The 13,537-nt window shown below is 68.6% G+C and carries 12 protein-coding genes; 8 read left to right on the top strand and 4 right to left on the bottom strand.

Annotated features, from left to right (window positions below; genetic code table 11):
* The first annotated feature begins 30 nt into the window (after positions 1–30).
* The 3 genes from ACFVDM_RS12875 to mltG all read left to right on the top strand — a co-directional run bounded on the left by ACFVDM_RS12875 (position 31) and on the right by mltG (position 3,749).
* Positions 31–1,836, top strand: a complete 1,806-nt coding sequence (locus ACFVDM_RS12875; protein ID WP_383637232.1) for an ABC transporter ATP-binding protein — start codon at positions 31–33, stop codon at positions 1,834–1,836.
* Positions 1,837–1,908: 72 nt separating this feature from the next.
* The gene (locus ACFVDM_RS12870) at positions 1,909–2,517 is read left to right on the top strand and encodes a hypothetical protein (RefSeq protein ID WP_383637229.1); all 609 of its coding nucleotides are present in this window, start codon (positions 1,909–1,911) and stop codon (positions 2,515–2,517) included.
* A gap of 377 nt (positions 2,518–2,894) precedes the next feature.
* Positions 2,895–3,749, top strand: a complete 855-nt coding sequence (gene mltG, locus ACFVDM_RS12865) for an endolytic transglycosylase MltG (protein WP_383637226.1) — start codon at positions 2,895–2,897, stop codon at positions 3,747–3,749.
* A gap of 91 nt (positions 3,750–3,840) precedes the next feature.
* On the opposite strand, the gene ACFVDM_RS12860 is transcribed toward mltG, so the two are convergent.
* Positions 3,841–4,950, bottom strand: coding sequence for an NAD(P)-binding domain-containing protein (locus ACFVDM_RS12860; protein ID WP_383637223.1), 1,110 nt, complete (start codon positions 4,948–4,950; stop codon positions 3,841–3,843).
* A gap of 70 nt (positions 4,951–5,020) precedes the next feature.
* On the opposite strand from ACFVDM_RS12860, the gene ACFVDM_RS12855 reads away from it, so the two are divergent.
* From ACFVDM_RS12855 to ACFVDM_RS12845, 3 genes are all read left to right on the top strand, one after another.
* On the top strand, positions 5,021–5,443 hold the full coding sequence (locus tag ACFVDM_RS12855; RefSeq protein ID WP_383637220.1) for a secondary thiamine-phosphate synthase enzyme YjbQ: 423 nt from the start codon (positions 5,021–5,023) through the stop codon (positions 5,441–5,443).
* Positions 5,444–7,026: 1,583 nt separating this feature from the next.
* Entirely contained in the window at positions 7,027–7,398 is a 372-nt protein-coding gene (locus tag ACFVDM_RS12850) for a helix-turn-helix domain-containing protein (protein ID WP_383637217.1), read from the top strand.
* Between the two features lie 11 nt (positions 7,399–7,409).
* Positions 7,410–7,964 carry an ImmA/IrrE family metallo-endopeptidase gene (locus ACFVDM_RS12845; RefSeq protein WP_383637213.1) on the top strand — a complete coding sequence of 185 codons (555 nt, stop codon included), beginning with the start codon at positions 7,410–7,412 and terminating at the stop codon, positions 7,962–7,964.
* Positions 7,965–8,101: 137 nt separating this feature from the next.
* Here ACFVDM_RS12845 and ACFVDM_RS12840 read toward each other — a convergent pair whose 3' ends face one another.
* The 3 genes from ACFVDM_RS12840 to ACFVDM_RS12830 all read right to left on the bottom strand — a co-directional run bounded on the left by ACFVDM_RS12840 (position 8,102) and on the right by ACFVDM_RS12830 (position 11,215).
* On the bottom strand, positions 8,102–9,670 hold the full coding sequence (locus ACFVDM_RS12840; RefSeq protein ID WP_383637210.1) for a restriction endonuclease: 1,569 nt from the start codon (positions 9,668–9,670) through the stop codon (positions 8,102–8,104).
* Between the two features lie 185 nt (positions 9,671–9,855).
* Positions 9,856–10,242, bottom strand: a complete 387-nt coding sequence (locus tag ACFVDM_RS12835) for a DUF6221 family protein (protein WP_383637207.1) — start codon at positions 10,240–10,242, stop codon at positions 9,856–9,858.
* A gap of 103 nt (positions 10,243–10,345) precedes the next feature.
* Positions 10,346–11,215, bottom strand: a complete 870-nt coding sequence (locus ACFVDM_RS12830; RefSeq protein ID WP_383637204.1) for an IS5 family transposase — start codon at positions 11,213–11,215, stop codon at positions 10,346–10,348.
* A 479-nt stretch (positions 11,216–11,694) separates the two neighbouring features.
* Between ACFVDM_RS12830 and ACFVDM_RS12825 the strand changes: the two genes are divergently transcribed.
* Positions 11,695–12,570 carry a hypothetical protein gene (locus ACFVDM_RS12825; protein ID WP_383637201.1) on the top strand — a complete coding sequence of 292 codons (876 nt, stop codon included), beginning with the start codon at positions 11,695–11,697 and terminating at the stop codon, positions 12,568–12,570.
* A 103-nt stretch (positions 12,571–12,673) separates the two neighbouring features.
* The gene (locus ACFVDM_RS12820; protein WP_383637198.1) at positions 12,674–13,324 is read left to right on the top strand and encodes a Mu transposase C-terminal domain-containing protein; all 651 of its coding nucleotides are present in this window, start codon (positions 12,674–12,676) and stop codon (positions 13,322–13,324) included.
* Positions 13,325–13,537: the final 213 nt, after the last annotated feature.

Here is a 13,537-nt window from a genome sequence, read left to right as displayed (position 1 = left end):
ACTGTTGTCGCACGCCCCGTGAAGGAGCCCATGAAGCCCGACGAACCCACGTGGACACCCCCGCCCAAGGACAGCGACCAGCCGCCCGCCGAGCTGCGCCGCATCCTCCGCCTCTTCCGTCCCTACCGCGCCCGGCTCGCGCTGGTCGGCCTCCTGGTCGGCGCCTCCTCGCTGGTCTCGGTCGCCTCGCCGTTCCTGCTGCGCGAGATCCTCGACACCGCCATCCCGCAGGGGCGTACCGGGCTGCTCACGCTGCTCGCCCTCGGGATGATCCTCACGGCGGTGATGAACAGCGTCTTCGGAGTGCTCCAGACGCTGATCTCGACCACCGTCGGCCAGCGGGTCATGCACGATCTGCGCACCGCCGTCTACACACGGCTCCAGCAGATGCCGCTCGCCTTCTTCACGAAGACCCGCACGGGCGAGGTCCAGTCCCGCATTGCCAACGACATCGGCGGCATGCAGGCCACCGTCACCTCCACGGCGACGTCGCTGGTCTCCAACCTCACCGCCGTCGTCGCCACGGTCGTCGCCATGCTGGCGCTCGACTGGCGTCTGACGATCGTCTCCCTGCTCCTGCTGCCGGTCTTCGTCTGGATCAGCCGCAGAGTGGGCCGGGAGCGCAAGAAGATCACCACCCAGCGCCAGAAGCAGATGGCCGCGATGGCCGCCACCGTCACCGAGTCGCTCTCCGTCAGCGGCATCCTGCTGGGCCGCACCATGGGCCGGACGGACTCGCTCGCCCGGGGCTTCGCCGAGGAGTCCGAGCGACTGGTCGACCTCGAAGTGCGCTCCAGCATGGCCGGACGCTGGCGGATGTCGACGATCGGCATCGTGATGGCCGCCATGCCGGCCGTCATCTACTGGGCGGCGGGCATCGCCCTGCAGTCCGGCGGCCCGGACGTCTCCATCGGCACCCTCGTCGCCTTCGTCTCCCTCCAGCAGGGTCTGTTCCGTCCCGCCGTGAGCCTGCTGTCCACCGGCGTGCAGATGCAGACCTCCCTCGCCCTGTTCCAGCGGATCTTCGAGTACCTCGATCTGAAACCCGACATCACCGAGGCCGACGCGCCGGTCCGTCTGGACGCGGTCCGCGGCGAGATCCGCTTCGAGAACGTCGACTTCGCCTACGACCGGACCGGCGCGCAGACCCTCAGCTCCATCGACCTGACCGTGCCCGCCGGGGGAAGTCTCGCCGTCGTCGGCCCCACCGGCTCCGGCAAGTCCACCCTCAGCTATCTCGTGCCACGTCTCTACGACGTCACCGGCGGCCGCGTCACGCTCGACGGCGTCGACGTCCGCGATCTGGACTTCGACACGCTCGCCCGCGCCGTCGGGGTGGTCTCCCAGGAGACCTACCTCTTCCACGCCTCCGTCGCCGAGAACCTGCGCTTCGCCAAGCCCGGGGCCACCGACGCCGAGATCGAGGCGGCCGCCCGCGCCGCCCAGATCCACGACCACATCGCCTCCCTGCCCGACGGCTACGACACCCTCGTCGGCGAACGCGGCTACCGCTTCTCCGGCGGCGAGAAGCAGCGCCTCGCCATCGCCCGCACGATCCTGCGTGATCCGCCGGTGCTGATCCTCGACGAGGCCACCAGCGCCCTGGACACCCGTACCGAGGGCGCGGTGCAGGAGGCGATCGACGCGCTCTCCGCCGGCCGCACCACCATCACCATCGCCCACCGGCTTTCCACCGTGCGCGACGCGGACGAGATCGTCGTCCTGGACGGCGGACGCACTGCGGAGCGCGGCACCCACGAGGAACTTCTCCGGCAGGACGGGCGGTACGCGGCCCTGGTCCGCCGGGACACCCGGCTGACGCCCGTGGCGGGCTGAGACCCCCGCGGCGGGTCGACCCGGGCGCCCCGGCGTACCGCACCGGGCCGCGATACGGCATGATCCCCGCGCATGAAAGCTCTCCTCGGGGCCGCGCTCCCCGGATACCGGCCCGTCGCCGACGACGCCTGGGCGAACGAGTACAACGACGTGCTGTCCCTGCACTTCTTCAACCTGCCGCCCGATCTGCCGGCCGCACTCGACGACGGCCCCGCCCTGAGGGGCGCGCTCACCCATCACATCGCGCGGGCGGGCGGCGGCCTCATCGAGGCGTCCGTGAAGACACTCGGGGGACTCCCCGCGCTGCGCCAGATACTCAAACTCCCGCTGCCGGACCGGCCGAGCGGCCAGGCCTTCATCGGCAGCTTCACCGTCCCGCGCGCCGGGTGCAGCACGGTGGTGAAGATCCAGACGAGGGAGGAGGGCATGACGGGCATGCGCGAGGCGGTGGTGATGGCCCGGATCGGGCACCAGGACTACTTCCGGCCGCATCCCTACGCCCCGGACGCCCAGGGCGGTCTGCCGTTCCACGAGGCCGACCACGCGCGGTGGGACGCGGAGTTCCCCGACCATCCGCTGACCCGGGTCCGGCGCACTCTCGACACCTTGGCGCAGGTCGTCACCGTGGCACCGGAGTTCGCGGCGCAGCCCCCGTTCACCGGGCCCGCGACGCACGGCTGAGCACCCGGGCACGGCCCACGCGACGGCGCCGCCGCTCCCGTGGGACGGGGAGCGACGGCGCCGGGGTGGGGCAAGGGGTCAGATGAGCCAACCCACGAAGTGGACGACACCGGCCAGCAGGTTGGTGATCAGGTTCATCGGGTGTTTCTCCTTGTGCATGGTCTATCTCTGGGACAGCGCGATCGCGGTCTGCAGCCCGTCGCTTGCGCCCTGTAATCATCAACCGGCGCACGGCAGTTGAGCAACGAATGGCGATACGATCACGCGTTCCAGCGAACATCCGATCCCCTGTTCGTGTGTTCACATGGTGCGCCGCCGACGGGTGACGCGACGGCGGCCTCCCCACCGCGCGGACCGGCGCCGGATAGCGTGCCCGCATGGTGAACGAGTCCCCGGACGGCCGCCCCTCCCGACGCAGGATCCGCCCGACCAGACGAGGCCGCCTGGTGCTGTTCCTCGGCGCCGTCCTGGTGCTGGCCCTGGGTGCCGCCGTTCTCGTCCCCCTGCTCACCCGGCAGGAACAGGCACCCGAACAGGCCCGCACGCTGGTGATCCCCGAGGGCCGACGGGCCTCCCAGGTGTACGTCGCCGTCGACGAGGCCCTGCACGAGCCCGCCGGGACCACGGAGAAGGCCGTGCCGGCGGCGGACCTTCCCCTGCCGGCCGAGGCGAAGGGCAACCCCGAGGGGTACCTCTTCCCGGCGACGTATCCGGTCACCTCCGACACGACCCCCGAGAGTCTGCTGCGCTACATGGCCGACACCGCGCTGAAGCGCTTCGGCGCGGACCACATCACCGCCGGCGCGCAGCGCAACGACGTCTCCGTCTACCAGACGGTGACCATCGCCTCGCTCGTCCAGGCCGAGGCCGACACCGTCTCCGACATGGGCAAGGTGTCCCGTGTGGTCCACAACCGGCTCGACCGGGGCATGCCGCTCCAGATGGACTCCACGCTCAACTACGCCCTGAACCGCAGCACCCTGGACACCACCACCGGAGACACGAGGATCGACAGCCCGTACAACAGCTATACGCGCAAGGGGCTCCCGCCCACCCCCATCGGCAACCCGGGAGAACAGGCGATGGTGGCGGCGATCGACCCGACCCCCGGACCCTGGCTGTACTTCGTGACAGTCGCCCCCGGCGACACCCGGTTCACCGCGGACTACGCCGAACACCAGCGCAATGTGGCGGAGTTCAACCGCAACCGGCGGCAGTCGGGCGGGGGCTGACCCCGGCCGTTCCCGCCCGGAGTTCGCGGTGTTCGGTACGGGGACGGAGGCACTGCGCACCGCGCTGGCCACCGGTTTACCAAGATCGGGGTCAGGCGGCCGACACCGCCGTCCTCGCCTCCCGCGCGGCCGGGCCGACGGGGGCTCCGGTCCGCCCGAGCAGCCGGCCGATGTCGCGCACGGCCGCCCGCCCGGCGCGGTTGGCGCCGATGGTGCTGGCGGAGGGCCCGTACCCGACGAGGTGCACCCGTTCGTCGCGCACGGCCCGCGTGCCCTCGACGCGGATGCCGCCGCCCGGCTCACGCAGTCGCAGCGGCGCGAGATGGTCGACGGCCGGCCGGAAACCGGTCGCCCAGAGGATGACGTCGGCCTCGATGCTCCGGCCGTCGTCCCAGGCCACACCCGTCGGAGTGATGCGGTCGAACATCGGGAGCCGGTCCAGGACGCCCGACGCGCGGGCGCGCCGGACGGCGTCGTTCAGCGGCAGCCCGGTGACGCTCACGACACTCTGCGGGGGCAGCCCGCGCCGTACGCGTTCCTCGACCATGGCCACGGCCGCCCGCCCCTCCTCGGCCCCGAACGGTCCCTCCCGGAAGACCGGCGGCCGCCGCGTCACCCAGAAGGTGTCCGCCGCAACCTCGGCGATCTCCATCAGATGCTGCGTCCCGGAGGCCCCGCCACCCACGACCACCACCCGCTGCCCGGCGAACGCCTCGGGACCCGGGTAACCGGCCGTGTGCAACTGCCGGCCGCGGAAGCTTTTCTGCCCCGGATAGCGGGGCCAGAACGGCCGGTCCCAGGTGCCGGTCGCGTTGATCAGCGCCCGAGTGGCGTACGGCCCCTCGGACGTCTCGACGAGCAGCCGCCCGTCCTCCCCCTCGCGCACGGCGACCACCTCGACGGGCCGGTGCACGCGCAGCCCGAAGGTGCGCTCGTAGCGGTCGAAGTACTCCCCGATCACTTCCGACGACGGCCTGGCCTCGTCGGCCTCCGTCAGCTCCATCCCGGGGAGCGCGTGCATGCCGTGCACCTTGCCGTACGTCAGCGACGGCCACCGGAACTGCCAGGCGCCGCCGGGGCGCGGCGCATGGTCCAGCACCACGAAGTCGCGATCCGGCTCCAGGCCGACGCGCCGCAGATGGTAGGCGCCCGACAGCCCCGCCTGGCCAGCACCGATCACCACGACATCCACCGCGCGCACACCCGTATCGTTCACGTTTCTACCAACCGTGCGGGAGGCCCGGATCTTCCCGTGGCAGCACAATGGCCCCATGGCTTCCGCGTTCAGCACCAGCGTCCTCCACCTGACCACCGGCGCGACGGAGACGGTCACCGACCTGACGGCCGACTGCGAACAGTTCCTGGCCCGCACGGCGGCCGGCCGCGACGGCCTCCTCAACGTCTTCGTACCGCACGCCACCGCGGGCATCGCCGTCCTGGAGACCGGCGCGGGCAGCGACGCGGACCTCCTCTCCGCCCTCCACGCCCTCCTCCCGGCCGACAACCGCTGGCAGCACCGCCACGGCGCCCCCGGCCACGGCCGCGACCACGTCGTCCCGGCCCTCGTCCCTCCGCACGCCACGCTTCCGGTGATCGGGGGACGACTGGAGCTGGGGACGTGGCAGTCGGTGTGCCTGGTCGACACGAACGTCTCGAATCACGACCGTACGGTGCGCTTGTCGTTCCTCGGGTAGTACAGCGTCCGACGTCACTGTAGGAGTCACGTCCGGCCGCACCAAACGAGACGCCCGCTGGAGCGGTCATAGCCGCTCCATCCGGCAGTTCTCCCGTCAGGGCATTGCCGCAGGCGGGCCGGAGCTCACCGCGTAAGGACTGGCCTCCGCCACACCGTGCAGTCTGTCGCGTCTGGTGGAGACTGATGAGTATCCGCGGTCGCCGGCGAACTGACGTCAAGAGCGTGGTTGCATCAGAGGTGTCGGCGCATCATTGCGATGCAATTGGCTGGAGCCGCGATTGACCGGTCTCGGGGATACGGCACGCCGAGGTTCATCCCGCAGTCGGTGGTGATCGGGGGTTGCTGCCAGGCGAGGCTCATCTGCGCGCCAGCTTCCGCTCGGGCCGTCGCTACGAGAGCTGAGTAGGGGCCCGCGACGGCTGATGCCTCGATCTGCAGCCAGGCTTGGTGGAAGGCCATCCGTGCGAGCAGGCCGCTGACCTCGTCGGTGAGCTGTTGCCGCACGGCGGGGCGGTGGGGGACTCGGGTCGGCGCCGTATGCGGTACGGCATCTCCAGGTACTCCTCGACTGTGGTCAATGCTTCGGCGAAGGTCTTGGCCCGGCTTTCCCTGCGTACCGCCCGCTGAGCGAGGGTGTAGGTCAGGTAGGCACCTAGGAGTGCGATGCAGGGGACGATCAGCGCGGCTGTCTGAGTCCAGGTCCAGCCGCTGTCCGTCGTCTGTGCCGTCGTGATGACCTGCACACATCACTCCCCGGCATGCCGTGAGGGGCGTCCTCCACTACCCACTGGCCGCCTTGCTCACCGTCGGTGAGCCGCCAGTAGTGTTCGAGGAACAAGTGTGTGCGGACTATCTCGATGAGGTCCAGCAGCCCTTTCGAACTAGTCCAGCGACGTTCGTCCGGATCGAGCGGGTACCAGAGGCAGAGGGCGTCGTCAGGCGAATACCGGTGCTTCGATGCCGCTCCGTGATTGGCGTGGACGCGTGGGAAGTCCTGGGGCAACTGACCATAGGTTGGGTAGGGCGGATCCGCATAAAAGCGAATCTGGACGTCGACCGGGTCGGGTTCGCCGACGAGGTCCAGCCCGGTGAGTTCGTATGTCAGCGAACCACCGCGATACGTGTGGCGGAGAGCATCACCGAAGTATCGCCGTGCGTCCCATTCGAGCGGGGCCCACCAGACAGGCTGGGCCCCGTACCAGAGGGGCACGGTGTCACTCTCCCCAGGCTCGGGTCCGGGTCGGCGTGACAACCCCGGTGGCGAGTCCGAGTCCAGAGGTGGCCGGAGCGCCTGCCCGGGCAGCTTGCCCGAGGCGGTCGGCTTCCTCTTCTGTGGCGTCGGGCTTCGCCACGAGCTCCGGGAGGACTTGGTGCAGGGCGTGCTGGGCCAGGCCTGGTCGACCGTTCTTCTCGTGCTCGATGGCGAGGTCGATGTACTTCCGGGCAGTGCAGAGCCTCTTGTGGACGTCGGGGCGCGGCATGTTGAGCGGGATGGGGCCGGCTACGTCGGCCGGGTCGGGCGTCGGGCCCTTGCCGATCTCGTCCGCCGCGTAGGTAAATCAGCGGCATGCGCTCCTGATCGTGAGCGAGCGGATTGCAGCAGGACGGTTTGACGCGGTCGCGTTTCACACGGCCCTGGATCGCACGCGTCAGGAACGTGGCCTTCTCTGGAAGGATGTAGCTCAGCAGGCCGGTGTCAGCGCTTCGACGTTGACGAGGTTGGCTCAGGGGCGCCGGCCCGACGTGGATGGACTCGCGGCTCTCGTTACATGGGCCAATCTGAGCGCGGATGACTTCGTTCGCAGGGCCGATGAGCCGCGCAGCCAGGACACGTTGACCAAGGTGGCTACGCATCTACGGGGCGACCGCAACCTCACGCCCGAGGCCGCGGAAGCCCTCGAAGCCCTGATCACTGTCGCCTACAACCAATTGGCGAACGATCAGCCGGAGTAGGGGAGCTCCCTATGTCGTTGCGTCACGGCTTCAAGGCCGAAGCCAATCGCCTGGCGATGCAGGTGCGGGCGGAGCTGGGGCTCCATCCCACGTCGCCTCTCGCTCCGGCGCTGCTCGCGGAGCACCTGGCGATCCCGGTCGAGACTTTCAGTTCCGCGATCGCCCATGACGAACTGGTCGGCCGGCTCCTCACCACTGAGTGTGAGGCAGTCAGTGCTGTGACCGTACATGCCGGGCCGCGGCGGGCGATCTGGGTGAACGACTCCCATGATCTGGGGCGGCAAAACAGCTCGGCACACCACGAGATCGCCCACGCTCTCCTGATGCATCCGCCTGGTCCTGCGCTCGACTTCCGCGGATGCAGGCATTGGGACGGGGAGATCGAAGAAGAAGCCGACTGGCTCGCCGGCAACCTCCTCATCACCAACGAGGCGGCCTGGTCCATCGCCCGGCGCGGCACCAGCCCCGAAGAAGCCATGCTCCAGTACGGAGTCAGTAAGCCCATGCTGACTTGGCGGATGAACATGAGTGGTGCGCGTGCGCGCCGTGTCCGATCGGCCAGTTAGATCGACGCGACAAGCCAGCTGCCGGTCATAGTATTCGCTTCTGACGCCGCGCAGGCCGACCCGGGACTGGGCTGGACGGCGATAAGTAGCCTCTTCCTCAGCGATGAGGACCAAGTCGCGGTCACCGCCGCGTCCTTCTACCGTGGACGCCGCTTCGGCGGCACCGGGCCAGGAATGACGTCCAGGTTCATGTGCTCCTTAAACAGGTGCACCAGGTTCGCTCCGTCCAGGAGTTCCAGTCGCCCGTGCTCGTTGGCGAACGCGTCGCTGGCCCGGCCGAACCATGAGGTCGTCACGAGGATGCCCTTGGCCGCGCGCTTGTGCTCCACCACGCCGGCGAGCGCCGAGACGGTCTCGAACGGCACCACGTTCTTGGTGCGCTTCGCCTGAATGATGCACAGCCCTTTCATGACGGGGTCCGTGTTCATCGCGACCGCGTCCACACCCTCGTCGCTCGATGGTTGAGTGTTGACGCTGTCCAAGCCGATGGCTTCGAACAACTGCCGGATGAGGTGCTCGAACTCTGTGGGTGTCAGATCCATGAGCACGGGCCGGCTGTCCAGACCCGCCACGACGTCCAGACTGTCCATGAGGCGGAACTTGGACAGGTCGAACGTGACCAGCGGCCGTACCGGCTCGAGCTCATACGGGTTCGGTGAGATGATCGACCGCAACCGTTTCAGGCAGGCCTGAGGCTCCACCTGGGTGAGCACCAGTTGACCGAATTCGTCTCGATCCGCCTGGAGAGTGATCAAGCAGGGATGAACGTCACGTCCGGTGGCCCGGTCAATGGTCGCTACGTGTCCGTTCAAGGCGACGGACTGGATGACGCCTTCGGTGTCGGATGCGAGGATCTCGTGCACGGTACGCAGAGCTGTTTGAGCGAGGACTGATGAGTACAGCTCCTTGCGCTCCTTCTCGGGCCGTGGCACCGGCGTGATCTCGTCGCGTGTCTTGACGTATCGGTATGCGCGAGCTGCTGGTACCACATCTTCCAGCGGCAGGTCGATCTCGACCAACAGGTCGCCGGTGTCGGCCTGATATGACACCTGATGTGCCTTCGGAAAACCGTGTGGGTATACGGACGCGGCCAGCACGTGGTCCACGAACCACTCGACAGCGTCCACATCCCTGTCCCTGTAGGCGGTACGACGCTGCTCGAGTTCGGCGTTCCACACCTCAACCCGGGCCGCCTCGTCCCGGTTGCGCCTGTCGTGTTGAAACCGAGCCTTCTCCAGCTTCTCGACGCGCTTCTTCTCCTCACGCGCATGGTCGCGCAGGGATCTGTCGAACCGCTTGCGGGCAGCTTCGACCTCCGCGTCGTAACCCCGTCGGCCGAACCCCAAGGCACCGAGAATGCCCCGAGGCGCTGACGGTTCGAACTCCTCCCAGCGCGGTAGGGGCGCGGCCTTGGTGCGTCCCTTCGGCGGCACGAATGGCTGGGCCACGAAATCTTGCCTCAGCCGGTCGAACGTCAACGGCCGCTGATCGAGTACTGCTGTGCGAAGCAGCTTCGACAGTTGCTCGGCATCGTGCTCAGCAACGCTGGTGCGATCGATCGCTTCCTGAGAGCGGGCAGCCTCGTACGCGAGTTTTGCCTCGCGGGCCTTTCGCTTGGCCTCGGCCTCGGCGGCTTTCCTCGCCTTCTCCCGTTCCTTGGCCTGCCGCGCGAGTTCCCGTGCGTATGGATCGTTCCCGCCCGCCACTCTCTTCCCCCAGCTCAGTGCATGATCGTCAGTCAGGACCTTCCGTAGTATCTCTCACTGGCGGGGCGACGTCAGCGGGCGCTTGCCGTGAGTGATCTCCACGGTAGTTGGGCGACCAGAGCGGTGAAGCGCCGCCACCGCGCGCAGCGGTGACAGGGTTTGTATCTCCTTGTGCATCCCGTGACCTATGCCCGGCCAGGGCGACTGAACCTCGGATCCGGCTTGTCTTCCTCCTCGTTCGGCTCCCAGCCAGGGCGGAAGTCGGGGTGGGCTGCATATGCCGCAGCAAGGTGGCGCAGCGGGAACGTGGTCGCAGAGAGCACGATCATGGCGGGACCGTGAACCATGAAGTCGGTGTGCTCTGCGTCTTGCTGCATCCGCTCCACGAAGCGCAGGATGCCTTGTTTGGCAGCGACGTCGGCAAGAACCCGGGCCTTCAGCCCTGTGGTGTCTTCGGCCGTGCCGGGCTGAAGAGCCTGTGCCGTGGCTTCGTCCTCGTCGATACGAGCCCGGAGGAACTTCGCTAGGTCCGCGACTTCATCACTTCTCATCGGTTGTGCCCTCTCGGTCATAGCTGAGGGGAGTATTGTGCCGGACGGGTCTGACAGGGTTGCTTCTGCGACGTCTCCCCCGGGAAGACGTGGTCACCTTGAGAGGTCGTTTCATCCTGTTGTTTCATCCTGGTATGCGGCTTTGATGTGCTGGTGTCGGGTCGCGCCAGGAGATGGTGTTTTCGCTGGTGAGGCGGCGGGCCATGAGGTCGGTCATGGCGAGGTGGATCATGGCTTCGGAGCGGTGTGGGTGGGTTTCGTAGTCGCGGGCCAGGCGGCGGTGGAGCATGAGCCAGCCGTAGGTCCGCTCGACCGCCCACCGCTTCGGGATGGGTGTGAAGCCCCGGGTCCCGGGCTTGCGGGCGGTGATTTCCATGTCGATGCCGAGGGCGGCCGCGTGTTCGACGAGGTGCTGGCGGTAGCCGCCGTCGACCCAGACTTTCCGCAGGCCGGGATGGTCCGCGGCGACTTGGTTCAAGAGGGTTTGCCCGGCGGCGGAGTCCTGGACGCCGGCCGCGGTGACCAGGACCGCCAGGAGCAGGCCGAGGGTGTCGGTGACGATGCTGCGTTTGCGACCTACGATCTTTTTGCCCGCGTCGATGCCCTGGCTCTTGGCGGGGACGGAGGTTGAGGTCTTGACACTCTGCGCGTCGATCACGCAGGCCGTCGGCCCGGCGCTCTTCCCCTCCTGCTGGCGCATTAGCTCTCTGAGCAGGCCGTTGAGCTGGGCGAAGACACCGTCCTTCTGCCACCTCGCGAAGTAGCCGTAGACACTCTGATGCGGCGGGAAGTCATGTGGGAGATAGGCCCACTGGCAGCCGGCGCGGTCCACGTGGAGGACCGCGTTCATGATTTCGCGCAGGTCGTGCCGTGGAGGCCGGCCGAAGTCCAGGGCCCGACCACGGCGCTCGAAGCGCCATGCGGACAGCACCGGCTCGATCAACTCCCAGCGCGCATCGGACAAGTCACTTGGATACGCACGTCGTTCCGTCATGAACTGGGCATACCGCCAGCTGGGGGCGTGCGCCCAGGCGTGCAACCCGCCGTGTCGAAGCACGGGACAGACCTGGGCGTCCTGGAATGAGACAGGCGCAAGCAGGCTCCCGCCCCACCTGACACACCACCGGCCCCACCAGGCAGAACGACCACTACAGCCCCACCAGCAACACTTCGACGAGAGGCGCAAACCGACTTAAAGAATGGCACTCAAGATGAAAACGACCTCTTAGCCCGGTACGAGCGAGTCCTCGGCTGCCTGGCCGCCACATGACCGGGGCCAGCCGATAGCCGGCCAGCCTCAGGACAGGGCGGTCGGTCCAGTGCGGGCGTAGCCCCCGTCGCACAGCGACGCCGGCCCGTCGGCGTACGCGCTGGAATGCGGGCGCGGGGGAACTGGGTTGCGAGGCGGTCGGGAGCTGCGGTGGAATCGGGCGGCCTGTGCACCGGTGGCCCGGGGCTGGGAGGATTCGGTTCATGGACAGGTCGGCAGCGCTGGATGGCGTGCTGCAGCAAGCGCACGTGGTCCGGGTCAGCTCGGTGAGCGGATTCGGGGCGGTCGGAGAGATCCGGGTGGACCTCTCCGATCCGGCGGAGTCGGTCCAGCTCAGGACGGCCATGGCCGTGGAATCGCTGCCCGGGTTCCGCTGCATGTGCCTCGGGGACGTCCGCTTCGAGGTGTTCGACCAGGACGGTGGGCGGCTCGCAGTTGTCGTCCTGCACCACGGGGCGACACTGAGGTGGGGGCAGTGGGAGAGTGACGCCGTCCTCGCCGATGGCCGCCTGCTCCTGGCCTGGCTGGACAGGCACGGCATGAGCGGCCCCATGCAACAGTTCAAGGCAGACCGGCTACGGGCGGAGGAAGGCACCGAAGAGGAGCGTAACTGGCTGGCCGCGATGCCCGCCGGACTCGAGGGGACTGCCGACCGGATCCTCGCGCTCTCCCGCACCGGCGGCAGTCCCTCCCCCGGATTGCTCGCGGAACTCACGGACCGACTACAGCTGACGTTCCCCGACCCGGTAGAGCGGGTGCTGGCCCTGCTCAACTGGTGCGGCTCCGGAAGCGGGCGATGCTCCGGCTACCCAGTCCACGAGAGCGTGCCCGGCGAACTACTCGGCAGGGTGCCGATCGCCGACCTTCTCGCCGCCCTGGCCGACCCGCGGGCCGAGGAGCGGCACGACGCCGGAGCCGTGCGGCATCTGGTGGGCTGGAAAACCCGCCCGCGCCAGAAGCGGGACGTCGCCGGCCTGCCCGAACCACTGCGCGCCCGACTGCTGGCGCACGCCCGCCGCTCTGAAGACTCCGACAAACAGAGCCGCGCCGAACGCTGGTTGGCACCCCAGCGAGCCTGAGACGTCGGGTGGCCCTGGCTTCCCGACATGCGCACGGCCACCTTCAGGGTGAGGACGTATCGCTGTACCTCACTGGCCACGTTCGGGTGTACGCCGACAGTTGGTGCACTCCCAGCCGGGACGGCCGCAGGGCCGGGGCAAGATCGAACGGTTCTTCCGCACGGCCAACGGCGAGTTCACCGTCGAGATCGCTTCCGGCGATGGGGAGCCCGGACGGCCGGTCACCTCGCTCGCGGAGACGAATCGCCTGTTCACGGGCTGGGTTGAGAATGTCTATCACCGCCGCACGCACTCCGAGACCGGCATGGCCCCGCTCGCGCGCTGGATGGAAGGCGCACCGTTCCCCGTCCCGGCCCCGGCCGATCTGGTGGAGGCCTTCCGCTGGTCGGAGCACCGCACCGTGGCCAAGACTGGTCTGGTCTCCCTGCACGGCAACCGCTACCGGGTCGATCCGGTGCTGGTCGGCCGCCAGGTCGAGCTGGTCCTCGACCCGTTCGACCTGACCTTCCTGCGGGTCCGCGCCGACGGCCATGATGCGGGGACCGCGCTGCCGTTCCAGACCAGCCGCCAATCCCATCCCAAGGCCCGCCCCGAGGTCCCGGCGGAGAAGCCGAGCCGGCCACCGGCATCGACTATCTCGGTCTCATCGACGCCCAGCACTCGGCCGAGCTTGCGGACAAGGTCAACTACTTCGCGCTCGGCTGGCAGACCTCGCCGCCGGTCGTCGACCCGACGGACGGGTGAGCACCGATGACCGCGACAGGCGCGGACATCCACGACCCGGTGGGCCTCGCGACGTTCCTCACCGGCCTGGCCGCCTTCTTCACGGCCGCCGACGACCGCGTCGACGACGCCCTGGCCGTCCACTTCGGCGAGGGCACCGCCGTCGACTGGGTCATCGCCGCGCGCGGACTGTTCGCCGAGGAACTGCGCGAGACCCCCACCGCCCTCCCCGACCGCCCACCGA

The organism is Streptomyces sp. NPDC057682, from assembly GCF_042799575.1.
GTDB lineage: Bacteria > Actinomycetota > Actinomycetes > Streptomycetales > Streptomycetaceae > Streptomyces.
Note: the sequence above shows the minus strand (reverse complement) of the source record. Positions and strands in the feature narration are given on the sequence as shown.